The organism is Streptomyces sp. NBC_00435 (assembly GCF_036014235.1).
GTDB lineage: Bacteria > Actinomycetota > Actinomycetes > Streptomycetales > Streptomycetaceae > Streptomyces.
This window is the reverse complement of the sequence record NZ_CP107924.1, coordinates 3,931,114-3,956,889: the sequence shown is the minus strand read 5'-3', so window position 1 is coordinate 3,956,889 and position 25,776 is coordinate 3,931,114. Positions and strand designations below refer to the sequence as shown.

27 protein-coding genes and 1 pseudogene are annotated in these 25,776 nt (G+C 71.3%); 16 read left to right on the top strand and 12 right to left on the bottom strand.

What is annotated here, in order from left to right; genetic code table 11:
- Nucleotides 1-36: 36 nt before the first annotated feature.
- Complete coding sequence (locus OG389_RS18090; RefSeq protein ID WP_328299528.1) at nt 37-978, top strand: helix-turn-helix domain-containing protein; 942 nt, start codon at nt 37-39, stop codon at nt 976-978.
- A gap of 51 nt (nt 979-1,029) precedes the next feature.
- Here OG389_RS18090 and OG389_RS18085 read toward each other — a convergent pair whose 3' ends face one another.
- Both OG389_RS18085 and OG389_RS18080 read right to left on the bottom strand, forming a co-directional pair.
- The gene (locus OG389_RS18085) at nt 1,030-1,263 is read right to left on the bottom strand and encodes a helix-turn-helix domain-containing protein (RefSeq protein ID WP_328299527.1); all 234 of its coding nucleotides are present in this window, start codon (nt 1,261-1,263) and stop codon (nt 1,030-1,032) included.
- A complete protein-coding gene (locus OG389_RS18080; protein ID WP_328299526.1) occupies nt 1,263-1,847 on the bottom strand; it encodes a DUF2975 domain-containing protein in 585 nt (194 codons plus the stop codon). The genes OG389_RS18085 and OG389_RS18080 overlap by 1 nt, the downstream gene beginning before the upstream one ends.
- Before the next feature lie 147 nt (nt 1,848-1,994).
- On the opposite strand from OG389_RS18080, the gene OG389_RS18075 reads away from it, so the two are divergent.
- The 3 genes from OG389_RS18075 to OG389_RS18065 all read left to right on the top strand — a co-directional run bounded on the left by OG389_RS18075 (nt 1,995) and on the right by OG389_RS18065 (nt 3,526).
- Complete coding sequence (locus OG389_RS18075) at nt 1,995-2,426, top strand: helix-turn-helix domain-containing protein (protein WP_328299525.1); 432 nt, start codon at nt 1,995-1,997, stop codon at nt 2,424-2,426.
- A 25-nt stretch (nt 2,427-2,451) separates the two neighbouring features.
- Nucleotides 2,452-3,060 carry a hypothetical protein gene (locus OG389_RS18070; protein WP_328299524.1) on the top strand — a complete coding sequence of 203 codons (609 nt, stop codon included), beginning with the start codon at nt 2,452-2,454 and terminating at the stop codon, nt 3,058-3,060.
- A 124-nt stretch (nt 3,061-3,184) separates the two neighbouring features.
- Nucleotides 3,185-3,526 (top strand): DUF2516 family protein, encoded by a 342-nt coding sequence (locus OG389_RS18065; protein ID WP_328299523.1) that lies wholly within the window; start codon nt 3,185-3,187, stop codon nt 3,524-3,526.
- A gap of 67 nt (nt 3,527-3,593) precedes the next feature.
- Here OG389_RS18065 and OG389_RS18060 read toward each other — a convergent pair whose 3' ends face one another.
- The 3 genes and pseudogenes from OG389_RS18060 to OG389_RS18050 form a co-directional block, all read right to left on the bottom strand.
- Complete coding sequence (locus OG389_RS18060) at nt 3,594-4,826, bottom strand: PP2C family protein-serine/threonine phosphatase (protein ID WP_328299522.1); 1,233 nt, start codon at nt 4,824-4,826, stop codon at nt 3,594-3,596.
- 276 nt (nt 4,827-5,102) lie between these two features.
- Nucleotides 5,103-6,152 (bottom strand): C40 family peptidase, encoded by a 1,050-nt coding sequence (locus OG389_RS18055; RefSeq protein ID WP_328299521.1) that lies wholly within the window; start codon nt 6,150-6,152, stop codon nt 5,103-5,105.
- A gap of 133 nt (nt 6,153-6,285) precedes the next feature.
- Nucleotides 6,286-7,094, bottom strand: a pseudogene (locus OG389_RS18050) (class I SAM-dependent methyltransferase).
- 163 nt (nt 7,095-7,257) lie between these two features.
- Here OG389_RS18050 and mshA point away from each other — a divergent pair.
- Complete coding sequence (gene mshA / locus OG389_RS18045) at nt 7,258-8,658, top strand: D-inositol-3-phosphate glycosyltransferase (protein ID WP_443059300.1); 1,401 nt, start codon at nt 7,258-7,260, stop codon at nt 8,656-8,658.
- Nucleotides 8,651-9,145: a YbjN domain-containing protein gene (locus tag OG389_RS18040; RefSeq protein WP_328299520.1), complete on the top strand. Its 495-nt coding sequence runs from the start codon at nt 8,651-8,653 to the stop codon at nt 9,143-9,145. Before mshA ends, OG389_RS18040 begins: the two co-directional genes overlap by 8 nt.
- Here OG389_RS18040 and OG389_RS18035 read toward each other — a convergent pair.
- Nucleotides 9,117-10,475: an MDR family MFS transporter gene (locus OG389_RS18035; RefSeq protein ID WP_328299519.1), complete on the bottom strand. Its 1,359-nt coding sequence runs from the start codon at nt 10,473-10,475 to the stop codon at nt 9,117-9,119. The two genes, OG389_RS18040 and OG389_RS18035, sit on opposite strands and share 29 nt — an antisense overlap.
- A gap of 161 nt (nt 10,476-10,636) precedes the next feature.
- Here OG389_RS18035 and OG389_RS18030 point away from each other — a divergent pair, with 161 nt between their 5' ends.
- Nucleotides 10,637-11,395 (top strand): phosphoglyceromutase, encoded by a 759-nt coding sequence (locus OG389_RS18030; RefSeq protein ID WP_328299518.1) that lies wholly within the window; start codon nt 10,637-10,639, stop codon nt 11,393-11,395.
- Between the two features lie 96 nt (nt 11,396-11,491).
- Nucleotides 11,492-11,974, top strand: coding sequence for a hypothetical protein (locus tag OG389_RS18025; RefSeq protein WP_328299517.1), 483 nt, complete (start codon nt 11,492-11,494; stop codon nt 11,972-11,974).
- 85 nt (nt 11,975-12,059) lie between these two features.
- Here OG389_RS18025 and OG389_RS18020 read toward each other — a convergent pair whose 3' ends face one another.
- Nucleotides 12,060-12,206, bottom strand: coding sequence for a hypothetical protein (locus tag OG389_RS18020; protein ID WP_215023077.1), 147 nt, complete (start codon nt 12,204-12,206; stop codon nt 12,060-12,062).
- A gap of 114 nt (nt 12,207-12,320) precedes the next feature.
- On the bottom strand, nt 12,321-12,998 hold the full coding sequence (gene phoU / locus OG389_RS18015; protein WP_112449136.1) for a phosphate signaling complex protein PhoU: 678 nt from the start codon (nt 12,996-12,998) through the stop codon (nt 12,321-12,323).
- Between the two features lie 214 nt (nt 12,999-13,212).
- Between phoU and OG389_RS18010 the strand changes: the two genes are divergently transcribed.
- Together OG389_RS18010 and OG389_RS18005 are read left to right on the top strand one after the other, a co-directional pair.
- A complete protein-coding gene (locus tag OG389_RS18010; RefSeq protein ID WP_328299516.1) occupies nt 13,213-14,457 on the top strand; it encodes a sensor histidine kinase in 1,245 nt (414 codons plus the stop codon).
- On the top strand, nt 14,454-15,134 hold the full coding sequence (locus OG389_RS18005) for a response regulator transcription factor (RefSeq protein WP_007265514.1): 681 nt from the start codon (nt 14,454-14,456) through the stop codon (nt 15,132-15,134). Before OG389_RS18010 ends, OG389_RS18005 begins: the two co-directional genes overlap by 4 nt.
- An 87-nt stretch (nt 15,135-15,221) precedes the next feature.
- On the opposite strand, the gene OG389_RS18000 is transcribed toward OG389_RS18005, so the two are convergent.
- Nucleotides 15,222-15,881 carry a DUF461 domain-containing protein gene (locus tag OG389_RS18000; RefSeq protein WP_328299515.1) on the bottom strand — a complete coding sequence of 220 codons (660 nt, stop codon included), beginning with the start codon at nt 15,879-15,881 and terminating at the stop codon, nt 15,222-15,224.
- Nucleotides 15,882-16,540: 659 nt separating this feature from the next.
- Between OG389_RS18000 and OG389_RS17995 the strand changes: the two genes are divergently transcribed.
- The 6 genes from OG389_RS17995 (at nt 16,541) to OG389_RS17970 (ending at nt 22,890) form a co-directional block, all read left to right on the top strand.
- Nucleotides 16,541-17,023 carry a CarD family transcriptional regulator gene (locus OG389_RS17995; RefSeq protein WP_003953493.1) on the top strand — a complete coding sequence of 161 codons (483 nt, stop codon included), beginning with the start codon at nt 16,541-16,543 and terminating at the stop codon, nt 17,021-17,023.
- A 299-nt stretch (nt 17,024-17,322) separates the two neighbouring features.
- Complete coding sequence (ispD, locus tag OG389_RS17990) at nt 17,323-18,069, top strand: 2-C-methyl-D-erythritol 4-phosphate cytidylyltransferase (protein WP_328299514.1); 747 nt, start codon at nt 17,323-17,325, stop codon at nt 18,067-18,069.
- Complete coding sequence (gene ispF, locus OG389_RS17985) at nt 18,059-18,589, top strand: 2-C-methyl-D-erythritol 2,4-cyclodiphosphate synthase (RefSeq protein WP_328299513.1); 531 nt, start codon at nt 18,059-18,061, stop codon at nt 18,587-18,589. The genes ispD and ispF overlap by 11 nt, the downstream gene beginning before the upstream one ends.
- Nucleotides 18,590-18,694: 105 nt before the next feature.
- A complete protein-coding gene (gene cysS / locus OG389_RS17980; RefSeq protein WP_328299512.1) occupies nt 18,695-20,095 on the top strand; it encodes a cysteine--tRNA ligase in 1,401 nt (466 codons plus the stop codon).
- Between the two features lie 94 nt (nt 20,096-20,189).
- Nucleotides 20,190-21,161 carry a 23S rRNA (guanosine(2251)-2'-O)-methyltransferase RlmB gene (gene rlmB, locus OG389_RS17975; protein ID WP_328299511.1) on the top strand — a complete coding sequence of 324 codons (972 nt, stop codon included), beginning with the start codon at nt 20,190-20,192 and terminating at the stop codon, nt 21,159-21,161.
- 196 nt (nt 21,162-21,357) lie between these two features.
- A complete protein-coding gene (locus tag OG389_RS17970; RefSeq protein ID WP_328299510.1) occupies nt 21,358-22,890 on the top strand; it encodes a DoxX family protein in 1,533 nt (510 codons plus the stop codon).
- Nucleotides 22,891-23,192: 302 nt separating this feature from the next.
- On the opposite strand, the gene OG389_RS17965 is transcribed toward OG389_RS17970, so the two are convergent.
- The 3 genes from OG389_RS17965 to OG389_RS17955 form a co-directional block, all read right to left on the bottom strand.
- The gene (locus OG389_RS17965) at nt 23,193-23,972 is read right to left on the bottom strand and encodes a nucleotidyltransferase family protein (protein WP_328299509.1); all 780 of its coding nucleotides are present in this window, start codon (nt 23,970-23,972) and stop codon (nt 23,193-23,195) included.
- A gap of 33 nt (nt 23,973-24,005) precedes the next feature.
- Entirely contained in the window at nt 24,006-24,419 is a 414-nt protein-coding gene (locus OG389_RS17960; RefSeq protein ID WP_328299508.1) for a hypothetical protein, read from the bottom strand.
- 240 nt (nt 24,420-24,659) lie between these two features.
- Entirely contained in the window at nt 24,660-25,748 is a 1,089-nt protein-coding gene (locus OG389_RS17955; RefSeq protein WP_328299507.1) for an ABC transporter ATP-binding protein, read from the bottom strand.
- Between the last annotated feature and the right edge of the window lie 28 nt (nt 25,749-25,776).

The window sequence follows — 25,776 nt, the reverse complement described above, 5'->3', positions numbered from 1 at the left end:
AGTGTCTGGAACGACATGGCCCATACAATTCCGGACATGCACTCTGTTGCGTTGGCCGTCACCGACGGCATGCTGCACTTCGAGCTGTCCCTGGCCATCGAGGTCTTCGGCGCGGACCTGACCCATGTCGTGGACCCCTGGTACGAGTTCGCGCTGTGCGGGCCGGGACCCGTCCAGGTGGACCGCTTCCACCTGCGGCCCGACCACGGACTCGACCATCTCCGCCGTGCCGACACCGTGATCGTCCCGGGCTGGGCCGACGTCGACCGGGACCCGCCGGCCGAGCTCGTCGAAGCGGTGCGCGCGGCCCACGAGGCGGGCGCGCGCGTGGTCTCCCTGTGCACGGGGGCCTTCGTCCTGGCGGCCGCCGGCCTGCTGGACGGCAAGCGCGCCACCACGCACTGGGCGCACGCCCGGGAACTGGCCCGACGCCACCCGGCGATCACGGTGGACCCCGATGTGCTCTACGTGGACAACGGCGACGTGCTCACCTCCGCCGGCAAGGCGGCCGCCATGGACCTGTGCCTGCACCTCGTCCGCCTCGACCACGGTTCGTCGAACGCCAACAGGATCGCCCGCCGGCTGGTCGTGGCACCGCACCGCGACGGCGGCCAGGCCCAGTTCATCGCCACCCCCGTCCCCACCCCGGGCAACCATCCCCTCACCGCGCTCTTCCCCTGGGCCCTCCAGCGGCTGGACGAGCCGCTCACCGTGGAGGACCTGGCCCGCCAGGCGCGGATGAGCTCACGCCACCTGGGCCGCCACTTCAAGTCCCTGACCGGCACCACCCCGTTGCAGTGGCTCCACACCCAGCGCATCCGCCACGCCCAGGAACTCCTGGAGACCACCGACGACACGGTCGACACCATCGCCACGGCCACCGGCATGGGCACCGCCACGACGCTGCGCCGCCACTTCAACCGCAGCGTGGGCGTCCCCCCGGACGCCTACCGGCGCACGTTCCGCAGCGCCCACTGACCCGGGCCGCCGCCTGCGGCGGCGCGCCGGCCCGGCGGGATCCGACCGGCCCTAGTGCGGTTCGGCGGGGTCGTGGGTGATCAGGTCTCCGGGCTGGCACCCGAGGACTTCGCAGATCCTCGACAGCGTCGAGAAGCGGATGGCCCTGGCCCGCCCGTTCTTGAGCACGGACAGGTTGACCACCGTGATGCCCACCTGCGCGGCCAGTTCGGTGAGCGTCATGCCGCGCTCGGCCAGTACCCGGTCGAGATGGATCCGGATCGTGTGGAGTTCCTCTTCGGGCATCAGATGGTCCCTTCGAGGTCCTCTCGCATGCGCACGCCCTCGCGCATGATCCTGCCCATGATCACTGCGGCGAGGCCGGCGAAGAGGAGCACCTGCGGTCCGGAGACCGTCGGCCCGGAGCCCACCATCGGCACCATGCTCCCGACGAGCCAGGACTGCGACCAGCCGACGACGAGGCCGGCCAGCGGCGTGCCCGCGGCGACGAACCAGCCGAGGACGGAGAGGCGCTTCGCCACCCCGTCGGTGAACGGCCCCCGCAGCAGGACGGCCTTGAGCAGCCGGGAGAAGAGGAGCAGCGTGACGGAGCCGAACAGCAGCCAGGGCAGCTCGCCCCCGAGATCGGCGGCGCGCTGGCCCGCGGAGGGACTGTCCTGGCAGAGGCGCGTGGCGCTGCTGGACGCCTTCACGCCCGTGCCCACCGGCAGCGGGTCCGCCAGTGAGGCGTTGGCCCAGAAGCCCGTCTGCACGCAGACGGCCCCGTCGTCGACCAGGTGCGCGATGCCCGTGCCGATGAAGCTGATCCCGCTGAGTACGGCCAGCACGAAGGTCACCGTGGCCAGGATTTTCGTCAGTCGCGTCTTCACTGCATCCCCTCATATCGATTCTCGATATGCTCAGACTAGGGGGGCATATCGATATTCGACAAGTCCACGGCTGACGGGTCGGGGGTGGGTGGGAGCTATTGCAAGCGGGTGCTTGCAATAGTTAGCAAGGTGCGGCAGGATCGGGGCATGGCATCGCTCAACGTCGGGAACCTCGGCGAGTACCTGCGCGAGCAGCGGCGGCAGGCGCAGCTCTCGCTGCGGCAGCTGGCCGATGCGGCGGGGGTGTCGAATCCGTACCTCAGTCAGATCGAACGCGGGCTGCGCAAGCCGAGCGCGGACATCCTGCAGCAGCTCGCCAAGGCGCTGCGGATCTCCGCCGAGACGCTCTACGTGCAGGCCGGAATCCTGGACGAGCGCGACCGGGACGAGGTCGAGACGAGGGCGGTGATCCTCGCCGATCCGTCGATCAGCGAGCGGCAGAAGCAGGTGCTGCTCCAGATCTACGAGTCCTTCCGCAAGGAGAACGCCGCCGAGGCGGAAGCGGAGGCCTCGACGCGGGCCGCCGCCACCGACGGAGCCGATGCCGGTACCGATGCCGAGACGCACCACACGAACTGAGACTGTGATCCGGGAGGACCACCACATGGCCATCGCCGATGACCTGAAGAAGACCCTCACCGACCCGACCCCCCTCTACTTCGCCGCCGGCACCGCCGACCTCGCCGTACAGCAGGCCAGGAAGGTTCCCGGCCTCATCGAGCAGCTGCGCGTCGAGGCCCCCGCGCGCCTCGACGCCGTGCGCAACACCGACACGAAGATCGTCCAGGAGAAGGCCAAGGAGGCCCAGGAGGCGGTCAGCGCCAAGGTCGCCGAGGTGTTCGGGGCGATCGACCCGAAGAAGCTCGGGGAGACGGCCCAGGACCTGGCGCTGCGCGGGGTCGGCGTGGCCGCCGAGTACGCGGTCAAGGCCAAGGAGGCCTACGAGAAGGTCGCCGAGCACGGCGAGCAGGCCGTACGGGCCTGGCGCGGCGAGGTCTCCGAGGAGATCGTCGACATCGCCGTCGTCGTGGAGCCCGAGCCGGAGACGGCTGCCGGGCCGGAAGCCACTGAGGCGGACGCCGCCGAGGCCTCCGCTCCCGAGGCCTCCGCTCCCGAGGCCTCCGACTCCGGGGAGAAGCCCGCCGCGAGGAAGCCCGCCGCGCGCAAGGCCCCGGCCAAGAAGGCCGCCGCCGCGGCGGCCGACGAGAGCTGAGCAGCGTACGACGGACCGGGCACCCGAGGGGCGTCCGGTCCGTTGGTGTTTGTGAAAGGGGCTCTGCCGGTAGCGTGGAGTCAGGCGGCATCCGGCGAGCGAGGCGTGAGAAGGCGGTCAGACGATGTTGATGGACGGGTTCGATACCGGTGTGCTTCCGTTGCTCGGGTTCGCCATGCTCGGGCTCGCCGTCGTGGCCTTCGTGATGGCGCTGGTGGCCCGCGAGGACGCGTACCGCGCGGCGGACAAGCAGACCAAGACCTTCTGGCTGGTCATCCTCGGCGTCACGGTCCTGGTGGACTTCTTCCTGGGGATGCTCTTCCTGGAGATCGCCGGGCTCGTCGCCACCATCGTGTTCTTCGTGGACGTGCGGCCGGCCCTCAAGCAGGTCTCGGGCGGCGGTGGCCGGCGCAGCGGCGGCAGCAGCAGCGACGGGCCGTACGGGCCCTACAACGGCGGACGCTGACCCGGCGGCCGGCGGCCGGCGGTCCACGGCCGGCAGTCGGCAGTCGGCCGCCGCGATCCGCGGCCCGTCAGCCTTCGGAGCGTGAGAGGAGGACGACGGCGACGTCGTCCGTCAGCTCCCCGCCGTTGAGCCGGCGGGCCTCGGTCACGGCGGCCTCCAGCAGGCCCTCGCCGCTCAGCCCGTCGTCCAGGTGCCGGTTGATCATCTCGACCATGCCGTCCTGCCCGAGCCGCTCCCTGCCGAGGCCGATCCGGCCCTCGATCAGGCCGTCGGTGTAGAGCATCAGGCTCCAGGTGCCGCCCAGTTCGACCTGGCGGCGCGGCCAGCGTGCCCGGGGCAGCAGACCGAGCGCCGGGCCGCTGTTCTCGTACGGGAGCAGCCGCGCGGGGCGGCCCGGCCTGGATATCAGCGGCGCCGGATGGCCCGCCAGGCACAGGCCCGCGCGGCGGCCGTCCGGGGCGATGTCCACCGTGCACAGCGTCGCGAAGATCTCCTCGCAGGGGCGCTCGACCTCCAGGACCTCCTGGAGGGTGGCGAGCAGGTCGTCCCCGCACAGGCCGGCCAGGGTCAGCGCACGCCAGGCGATGCGCAGCTCCACGCCGAGGGCGGCTTCGTCCGGGCCGTGGCCGCAGACGTCGCCGATCATGGCGTGGACGGTGCCGTCGGGGGTGCGGACGGTGTCGTAGAAGTCCCCGCCGAGCAGTGCGCGGCTGCGGCCGGGGCGGTAGCGGGCGGCGAACCGGAGGTCGGAGCCCTCCAGGAGCGGGTGCGGGAGCAGTCCGCGCTCCAGGCGGGCGTTCTCCTGGGCCCGCAGTTTCGATTCTGCAAGCTTGTACTGGGCGATGTCCGCCCGTTTTCTCTCCACGGCGTACCGGATGGCGCGGCTGAGCAGCCGCCCGTCGAGCTCGTCGCGGAACAGGAAGTCCTGGGCCCCCACGCGTACGGCCTCGGCGGCGCGCTCCGCGTCCTCCTCGCCGGTGAGGACCAGGACGGCGTGGCGCGGGGCGATGCGGAGCACCTGGCGCAGGGCGCCGAAGGGGTCGCCGGCCTCGCCGGGGCCGTGCGGGAGCGCGAGGTCGAGCAGCACGCAGTTCACGTCCGGGGTGAGCAGCCGGGCGGCCTCCGTGAGGTTGCGTGCGCTGCGCAGCCGGATGCGGTGGCCGTCGGCGTCGAGTATCTCGGGGACGGTGAGGCCGCCGGCGGGGTCGTCCTCGATCACCAGCAGGGTGAGCGATGACTGGCCGCCCGGGCCGCTCTCGGTGCCCGGGATCTCCCTCTGCCGCGGTACGGGTACGGGCATGGTCTCCGGTTCCTTCCCGCCCCCTCGGGGGTTCGCTCGTCCGGAGACCCTAGCGGCGCGACGGAGCAAGCGGAATGCCAGGTCCGGCCGGAGGCTCCGGCATATGCCGTTATCGCAGGGGAAAGTCCGCGCCGCCGCATGACCAACGTCACGGAGCCCGGGCGTGGCGTCCCGCCCAGCGAGACGTCCGAAAGTCTCCCGCGGGACGTCCGGCAACGTCCCGCCGGGCTGCCCGCCCGGACGCCCGCCGGGCTGCATGTCCGGCTACGCGTCCGGCTACGCGTCCGGCCGGACCACGGCCTTGATCGGCATGGAGCCCGCGCCCGTCAGGGTGACGTTGCGGCCGGGGCGCGGGGCGTGGACGATCGCGCCGTCCCCGATGTACATCCCGACGTGGGTCGCGTCGTCGAAGTAGATGATCAGGTCGCCCGGCCGCATGTCCTTGATCGCGACCTTCGGCAGCCGCAGCTGCTCCTGCGAGGTGCGCGGGATCCGCTTGCCCGCCGCGAGCCAGGCCTGCGAGGTCAGTCCGGAGCAGTCGTACGAGCCCGGTCCCTCCGCGCCCCACACGTACGGCTTGCCGATCTGGCCCGTCGCGAACTGCACGGCCCGCTTGCCCGCCTCGCTGGCCGCCGAGCCCTTCACGCCGTTCATCGCGCCCGAGGACAGCCACGCCGCCTGCGCCTTGTACTGCGCTTCCTGCTCCAGCTGGATCAGCCGGGCCTTCTGCTCGGCCTCCAGCTTGCTCTCCAGCTCCTCCGCCGCCTTGATCTTCTCCTCGACCTGCTTCTTCGAGGTCTCCTGCTTGACCCGGTTGGCCTCCAGCGTCTCCCAGTGCGCGGTGGCCTCCTTCGCGTACTGCCGCAAGTCGTCCTGGGTACGGTTCAGTTCGGAGAGCAGGTCCGAGGTCGCCTTCTCGCCCTGGCGCAGCCGGTCGGAACCGTCCAGGAACTGCGTCGGATTGTTGCTCAGGGCCAGCTGCGCGCCCGGCGGCAGCCCGCCCGACCGGTACTGCGCGCGGGCGGCCGCGCCCGCGCGGTCCTTCAGGGAGGTGATCCGGTCCTGCCCGGCGACGACCAGGTTGGCGATCTCCACGATCTTGGCGGACTGCGTCCTGGCCTCGCTCTCCGCGAGGTTGAAGGCGTCCGTCGCGGCGCCGGCCTGGCGGTAGAGGTCCTCTATCTCCTCGCGGACCTGCTCCAGGGACTTGCCCTGCTGGGGCTCCGGTGCCGCGAACGCCGTGCCGGCCAGCAGACCGGGCGAGGCGAGCAGCGCCGTCGCACAGAGCAGAGTGAGGGCGATCGAACCCCGTCGTCGTTTCCTCATGGTCCCCCCAGACACAAGATTGATTAATCGTCAGTAACTTGTCATTGCCTTCGGGATGGTGCCACGTGCCGGTGAAATCCAACACCCTTGTGGATATCCACCCGACGAGTCCCACCAGTACCCACCGACACTGTCACCCCGACGGCCTCAACGCTTCCCACCGCACCGTCAGTTCCCCCTGACGCCACCGGACCGGCCCGTCCGCGAGCGGCCAGTCCGCGGCCAGCGCCCGAGCCGTCCGGATCCAGCGCTGCCGCGCCCCGTACGAGGCGTACGGGGCCGCGGCCGCCCACGCCCGGTCGAAATCGCGCAGGAACGCGTGCACCGGCTCCCCCGGCACGTTGCGGTGGATCAGCGCCTTGGGCAGCCGTTCCGCCAGGTCCGAGGGGCGCTCCAGGGAGCCCAGCCGGGTCGCGAACGTCACCGTGCGCGCCCCCTCCGGCCCGAGCGCCACCCACACGTGCCGCCGCCCGATCTCGTCGCAGGTCCCCTCGACCAGCAGCCCGCCGGGGGCCAGCCGGGAACACAGCCGCTCCCACACCGCCCCGACCTGCTCCTCGTCGTACTGGCGCAGCACGTTCGCCGCCCGGATCAGGGCCGGCCTGACCCCGCCCTCGAGCGGCACCTCGAAGCCGCCGTGCCGAAAGCTCAGCCCCTCGCGCTCGTACGGCTTCGCGCCCGCCACCCGCGCCGGTTCGATCTCGATGCCGACCACCCGGCCCGTGGAGCGGCCACCCGCAGCCGCGCCAGCAGCTCCACCGCGGTCCAGGGCGCGGCCCCGTAGCCCAGGTCCACCGCGACCGGGTCCTGCGCGTGGCGCAGCGCCGCCCCGTGCGTCGCCGCGATCCAGCGGTCCATGCGGCGCAGGCGGTTCGGGTTCGTCGTCCCGCGGGTGACCGTGCCGACGGGGCGGCGAGGGGGAGGGGTGGAACGGGAGGCCATGTGCAGAGAGTAAGCGGAGCGCTCCCGCCCGATAAAAATCCGGTACGGGCGCAGGAAAACCCCCGCTCCCGGAATGCGGGACACGGCCATCCGGGTTGCACTCCTAGAAGAGCGCCGACAGCGCTCTCCGCGTCATGCCGTCCGAGCGAGAGGAACTGCTCCCTTGAGCCAGTACGTGTCCCGCATCGGCGGCAGCATCGGCGGCAGCATCGGCGGACGCTTCGCCGCGGCCCGCTCGGGCACCCGCCACGAGCCGCCGCGCCTGCGGCTGCCCGCCGGTGTCGGCGGCCACCGCAGGCCGCGCCGCGTCGCGATGCTCAGCGTGCACACCTCACCGCTGCACCAGCCCGGCACCGGCGACGCCGGCGGCATGAACGTCTACATCGTCGAGCTCGCCAAGCGGCTGGCCGCGATCAACATCGAGGTCGAGATCTTCACCCGGGCCACCACCGGCGGCCTGCCGCCCGTGGTCGAGCTCGCGCCCGGAGTCCTCGTACGGCACGTGGACGCGGGCCCGTACGAGGGTCTCGCCAAGGAGGAGCTGCCGGCCCAGCTGTGCGCCTTCACCCACGGCGTCATGCAGGCCTGGGCCCGCCACCGCCCGGGCTACTACGACCTCGTCCACTCCCACTACTGGCTCTCCGGCCACGTCGGCTGGCTCGCCGCCGAACGTTGGGGCGTCCCGCTCGTGCACGCCATGCACACCATGGCCAAGGTCAAGAACGCGGCGCTCGCCGAGGGCGACACCCCCGAGCCCGCCGCCCGCGTCATCGGCGAGACCCAGATCGTCGCCGCCGCCGACCGGCTCATCGCGAACACCGCCGAGGAGGCCGACGAACTCGTCCGGCACTACGAGGCCGACCCCTCCAAGGTCGCCGTCGTCCACCCCGGTGTGAACCTCGACCGCTTCACCGTCGCCGACGGCCGCGCCGCCGCCCGCGCCCGCCTCGGGCTGCCGCAGGACGCCGTCATCCCGCTCTTCGCCGGCCGCATCCAGCCGCTCAAGGCCCCCGACATCCTGCTTCGGGCCGTCGCGGAGCTGGTGGACCGGGAGCCGGCGCTGCGCGCCCGGCTCTTCGTACCCGTCGTCGGCGGGCCGAGCGGCAGCGGGCTCGCCAAGCCGGAGGGGCTGCAGAAGCTCGCCGCCAGGCTCGGCATCGCCGACCTCGTGCACTTCCATCCGCCGGTGGCGCAGGACGCGCTCGCGGACTGGTTCCGGGCGGCGTCCGTGCTGGTCATGCCCTCGTACAGCGAGTCCTTCGGGCTGGTGGCCATAGAGGCGCAGGCCACCGGCACGCCGGTGCTGGCCGCCGCCGTCGGCGGGCTGCCGGTCGCCGTCAACGACGGGGTCACGGGCATCCTCGTACCCGGCCACGACCCGGTGGACTACGCCCGCGAGCTACGGCGCTTCGTGGACGAACCCGGGCTCGCGGACCGGATGGGCGCGGCGGCCGCACGGCACGCGCAGTTCTTCGGGTGGGACACCGCCGCGAGCGGTACGGCGGACGTGTACCAGGGGGCGATGCACGATCATCGCCGTCACGTACGCTCCCACCATGGCTGACGCTGACACCGCCGAGATCATCGAGGCAGTCCTGACCGGCGCGGAACTGAGCTGGGAGAGCCCCGCGCCGGGCTCCTACGTGGTCCAGCTCCCCGGCACCCGCAAGCTGAGCACCACCTGCTCGCTCAAGGCCGGCAAGCACTCCCTGTCGGTGAACGCCTTCGTGATCCGCCACCCGGACGAAAACGAGGCGGGCGTCCACCGCTGGCTGCTGGAGCGCAACCTCAAGCTCTACGGCATGGCCTACGCGGTCGACGCGCTCGGCGACGTCTACCTGACGGCCCGCCTCCCCCTGTCAGTGATCACCCCGGACGATCTGGACCGGCTGCTCGGCACGGTCCTGGAGGCGGCGGACGGAGCCTTCAACACGCTGCTGGAGCTGGGGTTCGCGAGCGCCATCCGGCGGGAGTACGAATGGCGGGTCGCGCGGGGCGAGTCCACGCGCAACCTGGACGCCTTCAAGAGCCTGACGCGGCCTTCGGCCTGAGGTCCGCCACGACGTCGGGCTCAGCCGGTGCGGCGGGTGCGACAAGTGCGGTGGGTTCGACGGTTCCGGCGGAGCCCCCCGCCTCGGCAGACCCTCCCTCGCCAGGTCCTGCCTCGCCAGGTCCTCCCGCGGGCAGCCCCCGCATCAGCAGCCAGTAGCCCGCCGCCGCGAGGGTTCCCAGGAACGCCGTCGAGCCCCACAGCCACGCCGCGCCGAAGTGCTCGATCGCGAAGCCCGCCATCAGCGGCGCGACCAGCGAGGCCACCGCCCACGACATCGTGTACATGCCCTGGTAGCGGCCGCGCCCGTGCAGCGGCGAGAGCCGTGCGACCAGGCCCATCTGGGTGGGCGAGTTGACGATCTCGGCCAGCGTCCACACGCAGACCGTCAGCGCCAGGCTCCACACCGAGCCCCCGAAGGCCGTCAGCCCGAACCCGTACCCGGCCAGCAGCGCCGAGATCACCAGCAGCTTCTGCGGGTCGCGGTGCTCGATGAAACGGGTCACCGGGATCTGCAGCAGCACGATCAGCAGGCCGTTCACGCCGATGACCAGGCCGTAGTCGGCCGTGGAGAACCCGGCCGCACCCATCGCCAGCGGCAGCCCGAACGAGCCCTGCATGAAGATCAGCGAGATCAGGAACGACAGCCCGACCACCCCCATGAACCGCCCGTCGCGCAGCACCGTACCCAGACCGACCTCGGGCCCGGCGCCCGCCTTCTCCGCCGCCGTCCGCTCGGGCCGCGACTCCGGCAGCTTGACGTACACGAGCACCGCGCAGACCAGCGTCAGGGCGGCCTCGCCGAGGAACCCGGCCAGGTAGCTGTACTCGGCGACGAAGCCCGCCACGGTCGCACTGACGGCGAAGCCGAGGTTGATGGCCCAGTAGTTCAGCGCGAAGGCCCGCACCCGGTCCTGCGGACGGACGATGTCGGCCATCATCGCCTGCACCGCCGGGCGCGAGGCGTTCGAGGTCATGCCGACCAGCAGCGCCACCGCGGCGATCGCCGCCGGGTGCTCCATGAACCCGAGCAGCGCCACCGAGAACGCGGTCGACGCCTGCGCCGCCATCAGCGTGGGCCGCCGCCCCAGCCGGTCCGTCAGCACCCCCGCGACGAGGGAGGACACCACACCACCGAGCCCGTGCAGGGCCACCACAAGTCCCACGAAGGAGGCCGAATAGCCCCGCTCCAGGGTCAGGTACAAGGTCATGAATGTGGCGACGAAGGCCCCGAGCCTGTTGACCAGCGTGCTCGTCCAGAGCCACCAGAACTCGCGGGGCAGACCCGACACGCTCTCGCGAGCGGCCCGCCTCAAACTGGCAACGGACATACGGAATCCCCCCGAGATGTAAGCATCCTTCTAGACATTCGGACCCTACGGACAGCGGCCCCGCGGAGCCACTGGATTGACGTCTGCCGTCAATCGGAGACCGCCCGCACGCCGTACACACCGCGCGCGAGGGCCCGGGTGCGTCCATTAGGCTCGTACGCATGGCCGACGCACCGTACAAGCTGATCCTCCTCCGCCACGGCGAGAGCGAATGGAACGCGAAGAACCTGTTCACCGGCTGGGTGGACGTCAACCTCAACGAGAAGGGCGAGAAGGAGGCGGTCCGCGGCGGTGAGCTGCTCAAGGACGCCGGCCTGCTCCCCGACGTCGTGCACACCTCGCTCCAGAAGCGCGCGATCCGCACCGCGCAGATGGCGCTGGAGGCAGCCGACCGTCACTGGATCCCCGTGCACCGCTCCTGGCGCCTGAACGAGCGCCACTACGGCGCCCTGCAGGGCAAGGACAAGGCCCAGACCCTCGCCGAGTTCGGCGAGGAGCAGTTCATGCTGTGGCGCCGCTCGTACGACACCCCGCCGCCGGCCCTCGAGGACGGCACGGAGTTCTCCCAGTCCGAGGACCCCCGCTACGCCTCGATCCCGCCGGAGCTGCGCCCGCGTACCGAGTGCCTCAAGGACGTCGTCGTCCGCATGCTCCCGTACTGGTACGACTCGATCGTCCCGGACCTGCTCGACGGCCACACCGTCCTGGTCGCCGCGCACGGCAACTCCCTGCGCGCGCTGGTCAAGCACCTCGACGGAGTCTCCGACGCCGACATCGCGGGCCTGAACATCCCGACCGGCATCCCGCTCTCCTACGAGCTGGACGCCAACTTCAAGCCCCTCAACCCGGGCGGCACCTACCTCGACCCGGACGCCGCGGCGGCCGCCATCGAGGCCGTCAAGAACCAGGGCAAGAAGTAGCTTTCGGCCACGCATCGCCCCCCACCCGCGATCTCCCGCCGGTGGGGGGCTTTTCGCGGTCTTGTGGGCGGGCGGAGGGCGTGGTCAGGTGACCTGGTGGAAGCAATCATCGCCAGTGCGATAGCGGTTCTGGGGACGCTGCTCGGGTCAGGGGTGACCTTCGCCTTCCAGCAGCGGGTGGCCGACCGGGGGCACGAGTTCACCCGGTCGGAGAAGCTGCGCCAGGAGCGGCTCGACGCCTACACCGCGTACGCGGGGGCGCTCGTGAACTTCCGGCGCACCCTCGTCCACCTGTGGTTCTGCACGGCCGGGGTGAGGAACGGGCGGGAATACGGGCAGATCGAGGACCCGGCGCAGGTCGCGACCCGGTCCTACGAGCTGCGCTCCAGCGCCCAAGAGGCCCTGTTCCGGCTGCAGATGCTCACCGGTGACGAGGCGCTGAGCGCGAGGGCGCAGGCGCTCTTCGCCGACATCGAGGTCGTGCACAAGACGCGGAGCCGGGAGGAGTTCGAGATCCGGCGGGACCGCACCCGCGAGGGCATCGCCGGCCTGGTCGTCGCCGCCAAGCAGCGACTCTGAACGGCGGGGCACCACGAGAGCACGGAAAGGCCCCGGCCGAGTGGATCGGACGGGGCCTCATCCGTACGGGAACCGGGTGGCCGGCTCAGCCGCCGCACTGGCAGGGAGCGCCGGACTGGCAGCCGCAGCCGCAGCCCGAGCCGCAGCCGCAGGCCGCGAGCAGCGGCAGGCGCAGGCCCTCCGGTGGCCGCGCTTCCTGCTCCGGGGTGATGGGGACGGGGGAATCGGGCATGGATCCTCCTCGTAGGCGTTGTGCCTTCGCCCTCATTCATGCCCAGCCGCACCGCTCAGTCAACGGCGCATTGGGGGCTCGTTGTCGATCCGGCCCCGTCGCGCCTCGGACGCCTCAGACGCCCTCGACCTGCGTCGGCGGCTGGAGCTCGTCCGCGTGCTCGCCCGTCACCAGGTAGACGACACGCTTGGCGACCGACACCGCGTGGTCCGCGAAGCGCTCGTAGTAGCGGCCCAGCAGCGTCACGTCGACCGCCGTCTCGATGCCGTGCTTCCAGCGGTCGTCCATCAGGTGCTGGAACAGCGTGCGGTGCAGCTGGTCCATCTCGTCGTCGTCCTGCTCCAGCTGGAGCGCCAGATCGACGTCCTTCGTGATGATCACCTCGGCGGCCTTCGCCATCAGACGCTGCGCGAGCTGCCCCATCTCCAGGATGGTCGCGTGCAGGTCGCGCGGGACCGCCGTGTCCGGGAAGCGCAGCCGGGCCAGCTTGGCCACGTGCTGCGCCAGGTCGCCCGAGCGCTCCAGGTCCGCGCTCATGCGCAGCGAGGTGACGACGATGCGCAGGTCGGTGGCGACCGGCTGCTGGCGTGCGAGCAGCGCGATGGCACGGGCCTCCAGGTCGTGCTGGAGATCGTCCACCTTCTGGTCGGCGGCGATGACGCTCTCGGCGAGCTTCAGGTCGGCGTCGAGCATGGAGGTCGTGGCCCGCCCGATGGCGGAGCCGACCAGCCGGGCCATCTCGACCAGGCCTTCACCGATCGAGTCCAGTTCCTCGTGATACGCGTCCCGCATGTCTCGTGTCCCTCTCTTGACCTACTGCACTACTGCCCGGGAGCCGGGCCGGGGCGGTCTCGTGCCCACGGTGCCACGGTGACCCCCGAACGCGACCGACTCCGGCACCACAAGTGAATCAACCCCGTCGTCAGGGTGAACTCTGGGCGACGACTGTTCGAGCCGCCACCCGAACGGCTGTGGAAGTGTCCCCACACCTGCTTAACCTGGAGTCATGGACGTGAACGCGGCGGTCGCCGCAGCTGCAGCGATTGCCGGTCTCTGCACCGGTGTGATCGCGATGCTGGCGTTCCGCTGGAGCGAGCGCGACCAAGCCCGCCCCACCCGGAGCTCCATGCGCCCCGACATCAACGCGGTGCTCCCACCGGGGGTGGACACCGTCCTTTCCGTGCTGCGCTCCTCCGCCGTCGTACTCGACGAGGGGGACGCGGTCGTCAAGGCCAGCTCGGCGGCATATGCCCTCGGCCTGGTCCGCGGCGGCAAGCTGGCCGTGGAACCCATGCTCCACATGGCCCGCGACACCCGGCGCGACGGAGAGATACGCCAGGTCGAGCTCGACCTGCCCCGGCGCGGCACCGGCCGCGGCGAAGCGCTCGCCGTCTCGGCCCGCGTCGCCCCGCTCGGCTCCCGCCTGGTGCTCCTCCTCGTCGAGGACCTCACCGAGGCCCGCCGCATCGAAGCCGTACGCCGGGACTTCGTCGCGAACGTGTCGCACGAGCTCAAGACCCCGGTCGGTGCGATCTCCCTGCTCTCCGAGGCCGTCATGGACGCCTCGGACGACCCCGAAGCGGTCCACCGCTTCGCCGGCCGCATGCAGATCGAGGCCACCCGCCTGATCAACCTCGTACAGGAGCTCATCGACCTCTCACGCGTGCAGAACGACGATCCGCTCGAGGACGCCGAGCCCATGCGGGTGGACACCCTCGTGGCCGAGGCCATCGACCGCTGCCGCCACACGGCCTCCGCCAAGCAGATCACCATGGCCGCCGGCGGCACCGCCGACCTGCGGGTATGGGGAAACCGGGGACAGCTCGCGGCCGCCCTCGGAAACCTGGTCGAGAATGCCGTCAACTACAGCCCCGCCCGGACCCGCGTCGGCATCGCCGCGCGCCGGGTCACCGCGCCGGGTGGAGACTTGATCGAGATAGCCGTGACCGACCAGGGCATCGGCATCCCGGAAAAGGACCGCGAGCGCATCTTCGAACGCTTCTACCGCGTCGACCCGGCCCGCTCCCGCGCCACGGGAGGAACCGGCCTGGGCCTCGCGATCGTGAAGCACGTAGCGGCTTCGCACGGCGGGGAGGTGTCGGTATGGAGCTCGGAGGGCCAGGGTTCCACCTTCACCCTGCGACTCCCCGAAGCGGCCGCGCCGGCCCCGGCGACGGCCTCCGCACCCGCCAACACCCTGCTCGAACCTCAAACCGCACCAGCCATCCCTGCCCCGGAGGTCCTTCCGTGACCCGAGTGCTTGTCGTCGAGGATGAGGAATCCTTCAGCGACGCCCTGTCCTACATGCTCCGCAAGGAGGGCTTCGAGGTCGCGATCGCCGCGACCGGGCCCGACGGGCTCGACGAGTTCGAGCGCAACGGCGCCGACCTCGTCCTCCTCGACCTGATGCTCCCCGGCCTGCCCGGCACGGAGGTCTGCCGGCAGCTGCGCGGCCGCTCCAACGTCCCCGTGATCATGGTGACCGCCAAGGACAGCGAGATCGACAAGGTCGTCGGGCTGGAGATAGGAGCCGACGACTACGTCACGAAGCCCTTCTCCTCGCGGGAGCTGGTCGCCCGCATCCGCGCGGTCCTGCGCCGCCGCGGCGAACCGGAAGAGGTCACCCCGGCGGCCCTGGAAGCGGGCCCCGTACGGATGGACGTCGACCGCCACGTGGTCACCGTCGCCGGAGCCAAGGTGGACCTCCCCCTGAAGGAGTTCGACCTCCTCGAGATGCTGCTGCGCAACGCGGGCCGCGTCCTGACCCGCATGCAGCTCATCGACCGGGTCTGGGGCGCGGACTACGTCGGCGACACCAAGACCCTCGACGTCCACGTCAAGCGCCTGCGCGCCAAAATCGAGCCGGACCCGGGCGCGCCGCGCTATCTGGTCACGGTCCGCGGCCTGGGCTACAAGTTCGAGCCGTAAAGATCGAAAGAGTGGGCAGTACGGCAACGGCCCCCGTCCGCGTCGAGCGGATGGGGGCCGTTGCCCTTGCGTACGGTGCCGCGCGCCTCAGTGGCCGGCGCTGGAGGACGGGGTGCCCGCGGAGCTGCCCGCGGCGGGGGTACCGGCGGCCGGGGAGCCAGAGGTGGAAGGCGAACCGGAAGGCACGGCCGCGGGGCTGCCCGAGGGGCTGCCCGACGGGGTGGCGCCCGTGACCGGACCGGCGGTCGGCCCGAAGCCCTCGTACATGCCGGCGGCCGGGACGACGAAGGCCCCCAGGGCCACGCTGCCGGTGGTGCTCAGATTGAAGACGACCTGCTGCACGTTGCCGTCCGCGACGGCGTCCCCGCCCGCGATGACGGCGGAGGCGTTGCCCTTGCCGCCCAGGACGACGGAGCCGCCGGCCGGGACGACCACCTTGGACGCGCCGGCCGCGGGCTTGAGCACCACGGTGGCCTTGCCGCCCGGAAGGGTGATGGACTCGAGCGTCTGCTCCTTGGTGCCGGCGTTGAACAGCGTCGCGGAGACGGCGGCCGGGCCCTTCTTGTCCTTCTCCGGGGTGATCACCAGAGCGTTCTGGACCTTGATGTCGCCCTTGGTGGCGGCGGCGTTGTCCGGCTTGATCTGGAGCGTCTGCGCGTCCTGGCCCGCACCACAGGCGGCCAGCGAGACGATCGAGAACACGACGGCGGTGGCGGCGAGGGCGCCGCGTCGAAGGCTGCGGCTCACGGCGGAGGCAACTCCTTGGACGTACGGAACGGAAGGGTGGGCGGCTCGGAACGGCCGAAGTAAAGCCGCTCTAAGGGTGTGTCAGCGCGCTTAGGTTACCGAGCCGCCGCCCCGCCCCCGCACCCGACCCTCCGCAGCGCGGGGGCGGCCCACTCCGGGCCCCGTACCGCTCACGCCCCGGGGCCCGCCCCGCGCACGCCCCGTCCCTGCCTCGTCCGCGCCCTGTCCCCGCCCTGTCCCCGCCCCGGACGGGTGATCTTTCATTCGTGAAAGGCCCGCCCCGCAAAGGCCCGCCCGCCCCCGGTGATCAATTTCCGGATTTCCTTCGAACGCCACCCGGTGATCAATTCCGGATTGGACCGGAACGGGACCCGTACGGGTGGCCGCCAGTCGAACGGAGTAGTTCGGTATCCCGGGCCAGAAACCGTCAAAACGGGACGTACGGCGCGTCGGTAGGGCTGTGGACCGGCTGTACCGTAGCCGTTTCGCCCGGTCCGCGCAGTGCCTCCGACCTGCGATTACCCCCTCGCGGAAGGCTCCCGCAGCACGTCCCTGGCGCTGTTGTCAAGCCCTGAGATGGGCCCTGACCTGCGAAAACGCCATTCATAACGGTCGATTCTCGTGTTACCCTGGATAGCCACGGAAGGGGTACCTGTCACATGACGTTCAAGGTTGGCGACACCGTGGTCTATCCCCATCACGGGGCCGCGCTGATCGAGGCTATCGAAACTCGCCAGATCAAAGGCGTGGACAAGACCTACTTGGTGCTCAAGGTCGCCCAGGGTGACCTGACCGTTCGCGTACCTGCGGACAATGCGGAGTTCGTAGGTGTTCGCGACGTAGTCGGCCAGGACGGGCTGGACCGGGTCTTCGAGGTGCTCCGCGCACCGTATGCAGAAGAGCCGACGAACTGGTCCCGGCGCTACAAGGCAAATCTGGAAAAGCTCGCTTCTGGCGATGTCATCAAGGTCGCCGAAGTTGTGCGTGACCTCTGGCGTCGTGAGCGCGAGCGCGGGCTTTCCGCGGGCGAGAAGCGCATGCTCGCGAAGGCGCGTCAGATTCTGGTGAGCGAGCTCGCGCTCGCCGAAAACACCAACGAGGACAAGGCCGAGGCCCTCCTCGACGAGGTGCTCGCGTCCTGACGCGGTCATCCGTACACAGTTGTGCCGCGGTGCCCGATGACAAGGAAACTTGTTGCCGGGCGCTGCGGCATGTCTGTACCCATGCCCCTTTTGCTGCCGCCGCTGCCGGTACCTGACAGCGGCCACTGAAAACAGCGACCGCCGAAAACAGCGACCGCCGAAAGCATCGCCTCACTGGCGTGCCGGGTCCGGGCAGCCGGCTCGACCGGTCGTCACGGAAGGGGCGAGGGCGTCGCACCCGGCACCCTTCAGGCCATACCCATGTCGGCCGAAGTCACAAACCTGGCTCGGAGCTACTGATGTCTGACGAATCGCGCCCCCACCGCACCGCCGCGGTGATCCCGGCCGCCGGCCGCGGGGTCCGTCTCGGTCCCGGCGCCCCCAAGGCCCTGCGGACCCTGGGCGGGATCCCCATGCTCGTCCACGCCGTCCGTGCGATGGCGCGCTCCCGCGCGGTCGCCCTCGTCGTCGTCGTGGCCCCGCCCGCCGACACCGCCGAGGTGCGCCGGCTCCTCGACGAGCACGCGCTGCCCGACCGCACCGAGATCCTGGTCGTCCCCGGCGGGGAGACCCGGCAGGAATCCGTACGCGCCGGCCTGGACGCCCTGCCCGACGGGGTCACGGCCGTCCTCGTCCACGACGCGGCCCGCCCGCTGGTCCCCGTGGAAACCGTCGACTCCGTCGTCGAGGCGGTCCGCGACGGCGCCCCCGCCGTCGTACCCGCCCTGCCCCTGGCCGACACCGTCAAGGAGGTCGAGCCCGGCGATCCCGGCGAGCCCGAGCCGGTCGTCGCCACCCCCGTGCGGTCCCGGCTGCGCGCCGTGCAGACCCCGCAGGGCTTCGACCTCGCGACGCTGCTGCGCGCGCACGAGAAGGTCGCCGTCGACGGCGAGGGCGCCACGGACGACGCCGGGATGGTGGAGCAGCTCGGCGTCACCGTCGTGGTGGTCCCCGGCCACGAAGAGGCCTTCAAGGTCACCCGCCCGCTCGACCTGGTCCTCGCCGAGGCCGTACTCGCCCGCAGGAGGGCCACCGATGCCTACTAGTCCCGCCGGTCCCGCAGCCCCCCTCGCCACCGCCGCGCCCCTCATCCCGCTCGTCGGCATCGGCACCGACGTCCACGCCTTCGAGACCGGCCGCGAACTGTGGTGCGCCGGCCTGCTCTGGGAAGGAGAGGACGGCCTCGCCGGGCACTCCGACGGCGACGTCGCCGCGCACGCCGCCTGCGACGCCCTCTTCTCCGCCGCCGGCGTGGGAGACCTCGGCGCGCACTTCGGCACCTCCCGCCCCGAGTGGTCCGGCGCCGCAGGCGTCACCCTCCTGGCGGAGGCCGCCCGGATCGTCCGCGCCGAGGGCTTCGAGATCGGCAACATCGCCATCCAGGTGATCGGCGTACGCCCGAAGATCGGCAAGCGGCGCGAAGAGGCGCAGAAGGCGCTCGCCGCCGCGGCGGGCGCCCCCGTCTCCGTCTCGGGCACCACCACCGACGGACTGGGCCTCACCGGCCGCGCCGAGGGCCTCGCCGCGATCGCCACGGCCCTCGTGTACCGGACGAACCGGGCCTAGTACCCCGTACGGATACACCCCTCCCGCACTTCTCCGCCAACAAAGCGGGCCCCGCGTACCGAAAGGGTCGCGGGGCACTGCTACAGGCGCACTACCCTGGATGCCGTGACTATTCGCCTGTACGACACCAGCGCCCGGCAGATCCGTGACTTCACCCCGCTCGTTCCGGGCTGCGTCTCGATCTACCTCTGTGGCGCCACCGTGCAGGCGGCTCCGCACATCGGGCACGTCCGCTCGTACCTGAACTTCGACATCGCGCGCCGCTGGTTCACCTACCGCGGCCTCGACGTCACCTTCATCCGCAACGTCACCGACATCGACGACAAGATCATCTGGAAGTCCGGCGAGCAGGGCCGCCCCTGGTGGTCCATCGGGTACGAGAACGAGCGCGCCTTCAACGACGGCTACAACGCGCTGGGCTGCCTTCCGCCCACGTACGAGCCGCGCGCCACCGGCCACGTGCCCGAGATGATCGAGATGATGCGCGGGCTCATCGAGCGCGGCCACGCCTACGAGGCCGACGGCAGCGTCTACTTCGACGTCCGCTCCTTCCCCGGCTACCTGGAGTTGTCGAACCAGAACATCGACGACCTGCGCCAGCCCGCCGAAGAAGGCATCACGGGCAAGCGCGACCCCCGCGACTTCGCCATGTGGAAGGCCTCCAAGCCCGGCGAGCCCGACTGGGAGACCCCGTGGGGCCGCGGCCGTCCCGGCTGGCACCTCGAGTGCTCCGCGATGGCGCACAAGTACCTCGGCAGCGCCTTCGACATCCACGGCGGCGGGCTCGACCTGATCTTCCCGCACCACGAGAACGAGATCGCCCAGGCCAAGGCCTACGGCGACGAGTTCGCGAAGTACTGGATGCACAACGCCTGGGTCACCCTCTCCGGCGAGAAGATGTCGAAGTCGCTCGGCAACTCCGTCCTCGTCTCCGAGATGCTCAAGGTCTGGCGCCCGATCGTCCTGCGCTACTACCTCGGCACCCCGCACTACCGCTCGATGATCGAGTACAGCGTGGAGTCGCTGCGCGAGGCCGAGTCCGGCTTCGCCCGCATCGAGGGCTTCATCCAGCGCGTCGTCGAGAAGGCCGGAAAGCCCGTCGATCCGGCCGCCGAGGTCCCGCCCGCCTTCGCCGAGGCCATGGACGACGACCTGGGCGTCCCGCAGGCACTCGCGATCATCCACACCACCGTCCGCCAGGGCAACAGCGCGCTCGCCGCCGACGACAAGGACGCCGCCATCGCACGGCTGTCCGAGGTACGTGCCATGCTGGGCGTCCTCGGCCTCGACCCCCTCGACCCCCACTGGGCCGGCGAAGCGGACCGGGGAGAGGACCTCCACGGAGCCGTGGACACCCTCGTACGCCTGGTCCTGGAGCAGCGCGAGTCCGCCCGCGCCCGCAAGGACTGGGCCACCGCCGACGCCATCCGCGACCAGCTGCAGCAGTCCGGCCTGGTCATCGAGGACAGCCCCACGGGACCCCGCTGGACGCTCGGCCCCCGCTGAGCCCACCGGAGCAGTCCCGTTGTGCCGCTCGGCCCTCCGAGCCGCACACTCTTCATACGTACATATCGCAGCACCAACGAAACAGGTAGAGGTCATGGCCGGGAACAGCCAGCGCAGGAACCGCCGCACGTCCAACAAGAAGGGCGCGACGGTCGGCAGCGGTGGCCAGCGGCGCAAGGCCCTCGAAGGCAAGGGCCCCACGCCCAAGGCCGAGGACCGCAAGAAGCACAAAGCCAACCGCATCAGCAACGCCATGGCCCGCCAGGCCGCCAAGCGTCGCCCGGCCCCGCGCCGCGGCGGCCCCAAGGGCACCAGCGAGATGGTCGTCGGCCGCAACCCGGTCTTCGAGGCGCTGCGCGACGGCGTACCGGCCGTCACCCTGTACGTCCAGCAGTTCATCGACAACGACGAGCGCGTCCGCGAAGCCCTCCAGCTCGCGGCCCAGCGCGGCAACATCAACCTGATGGAAGCCCCGCGCCCCGAACTCGACCGGCTGACCAACGGGCTCAACCACCAGGGCCTGGTCCTCCAGGTCCCGCCCTACGAGTACGCGCACCCGGAGGACCTCACCGCCGCCGCGTACGACAACGGCGAGGACCCCCTCATCGTCGCCCTCGACGGCGTCACCGACCCCCGCAACCTCGGCGCGATCGTCCGCTCCGTCTCCGCCTTCGGCGGCCACGGCGTGGTCATCCCCGAGCGCCGCGCCGCCGGTATGACCGCCGGCGCCTGGAAGTCCTCGGCCGGCACCGCCGCCCGTACCCCGGTCTCCCGGGTCACCAACCTGACCCGCGCCATCCAGGAGTACAAGAAGGCCGGCATCACCGTCGTCGGCCTCGCCGCCGAAGGCACCCACGAGGTCCACGAACTCGAAGCGCTGGGCGGCCCCGTCGTCATCGTCGTCGGCTCCGAGGGCAAGGGCCTCGGCCGCCTCGTGGGCGAGAACTGCGACTACCTCGTGCGCATCCCGATGCCGGGCGGCGCCGAATCCCTCAACGCGGGTGTCGCCGCGGGCGTCGTCCTCTACGAGGCCGCCCGCCGCCGCGCCACCCGCGGCCGCGCCTGAAGCATCAGGGCCTGAGCGTCACGGCCTGAGCGTCATGGCCTGAGCATTCAGGGCCCCCGCTTGATCCAATTGGCTCACCGGACGTGACCCGTGAGCGTGCCACCCCGCCCCTCACGGGCGGGGTGGCTTGATTTGACGGGTCTCGGACACATCCCTGATGTCAAGGCAGTGTCCTAAACACTCGTCACTCGGTTAGATGAGTGTGGACACCAGAACGCCAGGGTTCGACGACCAGCCCGCGCTGAGCATGGTCAAGGTGCCGTGCGATCCCGCACAGGTCATCGTCAACCACGCCAGCTTCCGCGTGCGGCTCGCACCGAGCCCCAGCGCGCGTCCCAGGCCCGCGGGCGCACCCGGGCTCACCCCCGCGCTCGGCGGAGCCCTCGCAGCCGCCGGAGTGGGCGCCGCCCGCCGCCGGCCCGTCGTCTGGAGCGGCAGGTCCGCCCCCGGCGACGCCGCCGCCAGTGCCGCCATGGGCGGCCTGCTCCAGGCCGTACGCGAACACGGGCGCGGACACGACGAGTACGACGGCGGAGCCACCCAGGTCATCCCGCGCATCGACCTCGCCCACGACCTCGCGGACGACACACTCGCCGTCCCGACCGTCATCGGCCAACGCAACTACGGCGACCCGGACGACACCCGCGCCCAGCCCGCCGTACGGGACTTCCCCCAAGAGGCCTACGAAGCCGCCGCGGACGGCCCCGGCGCCGACTCCCGCCGTGCACCGGGCGACGCCCGCGCACAGGCCCAGTACTACCCGGGCCGCCGCATGAACCTCGGTGTCGTGCTGCTCCCGCTGCGCGTCTTCCTCGGCTTCATCTCCATCTACGCCGGCATGGGCAAACTGTGCGACCCCGTCTACTTCGACGGCGGCGAGCGCGGCTCCATGGTCACCTGGCTGCAGACCCTGCACCCCTGGGCCCTCGCCGAACCCCTGCGCGACTTCGCCCTCGCCCACCCCGTCGGGGCCGGACTCAGCGTGGCCTTCCTCCAGGTCGTCGTCGGCGTACTCACCGTCTTCGGCTTGTGGCAGCGCTTCGCCGCCTGCTTCGGCGCCCTGCTCTCCGCCGCCCTGCTGATGACCGTCAGCTGGAAGACCGTCCCCGCCTACGACGCACCCGACATCATCTACCTCGCCGCCTGGAGCCCGCTGATCATCGCCGGCGCCCCCGTCTACTCCCTCGACGGACGCCTCGCGAGCGAAGCCTGGCGCACTCTCGGCCCGCGCTCCGAGGTCTGGCGCCTGCGCCGCCGCGTCCTGCGCCGCGGAGCCGTCATGGCCACCGTCGTCTGCGGACTCACCCTCCTCATCGGCTCGCTCCTCGGCGGCGCCGTCCGCTCCACCACCGTCGTCACCGTCCCCGGACCCGGCCAGGCCCCCAGCAACTACCTGCCGGGACGCCCCCTGCCGCGCACCCCGCAGCAGCAGCCCGCGCGCCCGACGCCCTCCAAGCCGGCCGCGCAGCCCTCGGCCGCGGCCTCCTCGCCGGCCGCCAAGTCCGGGCGCGCAGCCACCGGTTCGGCCACCCCGGGCTCCGGCTCCGGATCGCCCACCGCGACCCGGGGCAGCAGCAGCGGCAGCCAGAGCCCGCGCAGTACCCCCCGCCAGTCGACCCCGCAGAAGCCCCCGACCAGCTCGTCCGGCACGGGCAGCGGCGGCTCCTCCGGCGGATCGGGGACCACCCCGCCGAAGAAGCCCGACATCCTCGGCGGACTCCTCGGCTGACCGGCCGGCCCCACGAGGGCCAGGACGAGGGCCCGGCACGCGGAAGCGTGCCGGGCCCTCTCACGTTCACCTGGCGGTGCCGGAGTCCTTCGGCCGGCGGGACGGCCTGTGGACCTGTGGAGGCGACAGCAGGGCCCACGACCACGACGGCCTAGCAGGGCCCGCGAGGGGCCCATGCGGGCCTCACAGGCCCTACGGGGGCCACCAACGCCTGGGAGCCCCACCGAGGCCTACGGGAGGCCCACCGAGGCCTACGGGAGGCCCACCGAGGCCTACGGGAGGCCCACGTGGCCCACGAAGGCCTACGAGCCGCTCTGCGCGGCCAACTCCCGCGCCGCCTCGGTCAAGTCCTTCGCCGTGTCGATCGCCCGCCAGTAGGCCCCCTGGGGCAGCGGGAAGCCCGCGAGGCGCCGCTCACGGGCCAGTCGCGGGAACGTCGTACGCTCGTGGTCACCCAAATCCGGCAGCAGCGCCGCGAATTCGGGCCCGAAGACGTACACCCCGGCATTGACGGGGTACGGGGACTGCGGAGCTTCGATGAAGTCCAGTACGTGCCCGTACTCGTTGATCTCCACCACACCCCACGGAATGCGCGGCCGGGCCAGCGCCAGCGTGGCCGTGGCCCCCCGCTCGGCATGGAACGCCGCCATCTCCCGCAGCGGGAAACGTGTCCACACGTCCCCGTTCGTCGCGAACCAGGCCTGGTCGGGGTACGGAAGGTGCCGGGCGGCGAACTTCAGACCACCCCCCCGCCCCAGCGGCTCGCTCTCCACCACCGTGGTCACGCGCAACGGCAACGACGCCCCGGCCAGCCACTCCTGGAGCACCTCGGCGAGATGCCCGCACGAGACGACGGCGTCCGTCACCCCCTCGGCCGCCAGCCACGCCAACTGGTGCCCGATGATCGGCACCCCCGTCCCGGGGATCTCGACCATCGGCTTCGGGCGGTCGTCCGTATAAGGCCGCAGCCGCGAACCCTGGCCCCCCGCCAGGACGACAGCCTGGACCGGGGAGGCCGGGAACGCGGCCACGTGGAATCGGTCGGGGAGCTCCGAGCTCCCGGCAACCTCGGAATCGGTCATGTCCGTATGGGGAACGGCGTACGGCGGCGGCCGTCAGCCCATGGAGGCGACGCCGGACGCGTACGCGGTGTCGCACACCGGCCGCGCGAACGACTGCGCCTTCGTGGGCCCGTAGGCGTCCACCGCGGCCCGACCCAGCGCGCGAGCGATCCCCGCGCAGTGCTCGGCCAGCGACGGCCGCCGGTCAACTTCCTGCTGGAGATGGGTGAGTACGTCACCCGGCTGCTCACCCTGCTGGATCTCGCTCAGCAGCTTTTCGCGCAGCACGTCCTGCGCGGCACGTGGCTTCGCGGGCACGGAGACGTCCTCGGCGGACGCGGTCAGGATCTGGGAGGGGGTGTTGTCCGCCCAGGGGACCATGGTGACCGCGAGGGTCCCGGACAGGACCAGGACGACGGGCAGGACCAGGGCGAGGGATCGGCCGATACGGCGGGCAGTGTGGGTCACGAGGGCGAGAGTAGCGCTCGGTGAAGATTTGGCGACATTTAGTCACTCGGTCGGGGGATGGTTCGACGTGACTTTTCGAATTAAGGGTTGACGCAGAGGGCCGAATGGCCCGATCTGCCGGAACTCGCGCCGAAGGGGCGCCCCTTGGCGGGACGCCCCTTCGGCGGACATGACGCGGATCCGGCGGCCCGGTCCGTCGGACCATTCCATTGGACCGGTCCGACGGACCGCCCCGGCGGATCAGTTGGAGAGACGGGCCCCGGAGGAGGTCGAGAACACGTGGATCTCGCCCCCGCGCGGCACGACGTGCAGCGTCGAGCCCTTCTCGGGAACGTTGCGGCCGTTCACGCGCACCACGATGTCCTGCGAGCCCTCGGAGTGCGAGGTCGAACCGTAGACGTACCCGTCCGCGCCCAGCTCCTCGACGACGTTCACGGTGATGGTCAGACCGCCGGTGTCACCGATGTCGAAGTGCTCCGGGCGCACGCCGACCGTGACCGTGCGGTCGCCCGCGTCGGCCGCGGCGGACAGCGCCTCGCGGGACACCGGCACGACGCTCTCGCCGAACTTCACGCCGCCGTCGGCGATCGGGACCTCGACGAGGTTCATGGCCGGCGAGCCGATGAAGCCGGCGACGAAGAGGTTCGCCGGGCGGTCGTACATGTTGCGCGGGGTGTCGACCTGCTGGAGCAGACCGTCCTTGAGGACCGCGACGCGGTCGCCCATCGTCATCGCCTCGACCTGGTCGTGGGTGACGTAGACGGTGGTGATGCCCAGGTCGCGCTGGAGGGCCGCGATCTGGGTACGGGTGGACACGCGGAGCTTGGCGTCGAGGTTCGACAGCGGCTCGTCCATGAGGAACACCTGCGGCTTGCGCACGATCGCGCGGCCCATCGCGACGCGCTGGCGCTGACCGCCGGAGAGCGCCTTCGGCTTGCGGTCGAGGTACTGGGTCAGGTCCAGCATCTTCGCCGCGTCCTCCACCTTCTTGCGAATGGTGGCCTTGTCCTCGCCGGCGATCTTGAGCGCGAAGCCCATGTTGTCGGCGACGGACATGTGCGGGTACAGCGCGTAGTTCTGGAACACCATCGCGATGTCCCGGTCCTTGGGCGGCAGGTGCGTGACGTCGCGGTCACCGATGCGGATGGCACCGCCGTTCACGTCCTCCAGGCCGGCGAGCATGCGCAGCGAGGTGGACTTGCCGCAGCCGGAGGGGCCGACGAGGACGAGGAACTCGCCGTCCGCGATCTCCAGCTCGAGCTGGTCGACAGCGGGCTTGTCACCGCCGGGGTACAGACGGGTCGCCTTGTCGAAAGTCACAGAAGCCATGGTGATGAATCCCTTCTACCGGCAGGAA

Coding starts and splice junctions, on each gene's coding strand:
- OG389_RS18090 (WP_328299528.1), top strand. CDS start 37: ATGCACTCTGTTGCGTTGGCCGTCACCGACGGCATGCTGCACTTCGAG.
- OG389_RS18085 (WP_328299527.1), bottom strand. CDS start 1,263: ATGCCCGAAGAGGAACTCCACACGATCCGGATCCATCTCGACCGGGTA.
- OG389_RS18075 (WP_328299525.1), top strand. CDS start 1,995: ATGGCATCGCTCAACGTCGGGAACCTCGGCGAGTACCTGCGCGAGCAG.
- OG389_RS18070 (WP_328299524.1), top strand. CDS start 2,452: ATGGCCATCGCCGATGACCTGAAGAAGACCCTCACCGACCCGACCCCC.
- OG389_RS18065 (WP_328299523.1), top strand. CDS start 3,185: ATGTTGATGGACGGGTTCGATACCGGTGTGCTTCCGTTGCTCGGGTTC.
- OG389_RS18060 (WP_328299522.1), bottom strand. CDS start 4,826: ATGCCCGTACCCGTACCGCGGCAGAGGGAGATCCCGGGCACCGAGAGC.
- OG389_RS18055 (WP_328299521.1), bottom strand. CDS start 6,152: ATGAGGAAACGACGACGGGGTTCGATCGCCCTCACTCTGCTCTGTGCG.
- OG389_RS18040 (WP_328299520.1), top strand. CDS start 8,651: ATGGCTGACGCTGACACCGCCGAGATCATCGAGGCAGTCCTGACCGGC.
- OG389_RS18035 (WP_328299519.1), bottom strand. CDS start 10,475: ATGTCCGTTGCCAGTTTGAGGCGGGCCGCTCGCGAGAGCGTGTCGGGT.
- OG389_RS18030 (WP_328299518.1), top strand. CDS start 10,637: ATGGCCGACGCACCGTACAAGCTGATCCTCCTCCGCCACGGCGAGAGC.
- OG389_RS18020 (WP_215023077.1), bottom strand. CDS start 12,206: ATGCCCGATTCCCCCGTCCCCATCACCCCGGAGCAGGAAGCGCGGCCA.
- phoU (WP_112449136.1), bottom strand. CDS start 12,998: ATGCGGGACGCGTATCACGAGGAACTGGACTCGATCGGTGAAGGCCTG.
- OG389_RS18010 (WP_328299516.1), top strand. CDS start 13,213: ATGGACGTGAACGCGGCGGTCGCCGCAGCTGCAGCGATTGCCGGTCTC.
- OG389_RS17995 (WP_003953493.1), top strand. CDS start 16,541: ATGACGTTCAAGGTTGGCGACACCGTGGTCTATCCCCATCACGGGGCC.
- ispD (WP_328299514.1), top strand. CDS start 17,323: ATGTCTGACGAATCGCGCCCCCACCGCACCGCCGCGGTGATCCCGGCC.
- ispF (WP_328299513.1), top strand. CDS start 18,059: ATGCCTACTAGTCCCGCCGGTCCCGCAGCCCCCCTCGCCACCGCCGCG.
- rlmB (WP_328299511.1), top strand. CDS start 20,190: ATGGCCGGGAACAGCCAGCGCAGGAACCGCCGCACGTCCAACAAGAAG.
- OG389_RS17970 (WP_328299510.1), top strand. CDS start 21,358: ATGAGTGTGGACACCAGAACGCCAGGGTTCGACGACCAGCCCGCGCTG.
- OG389_RS17965 (WP_328299509.1), bottom strand. CDS start 23,972: ATGACCGATTCCGAGGTTGCCGGGAGCTCGGAGCTCCCCGACCGATTC.
- OG389_RS17955 (WP_328299507.1), bottom strand. CDS start 25,748: ATGGCTTCTGTGACTTTCGACAAGGCGACCCGTCTGTACCCCGGCGGT.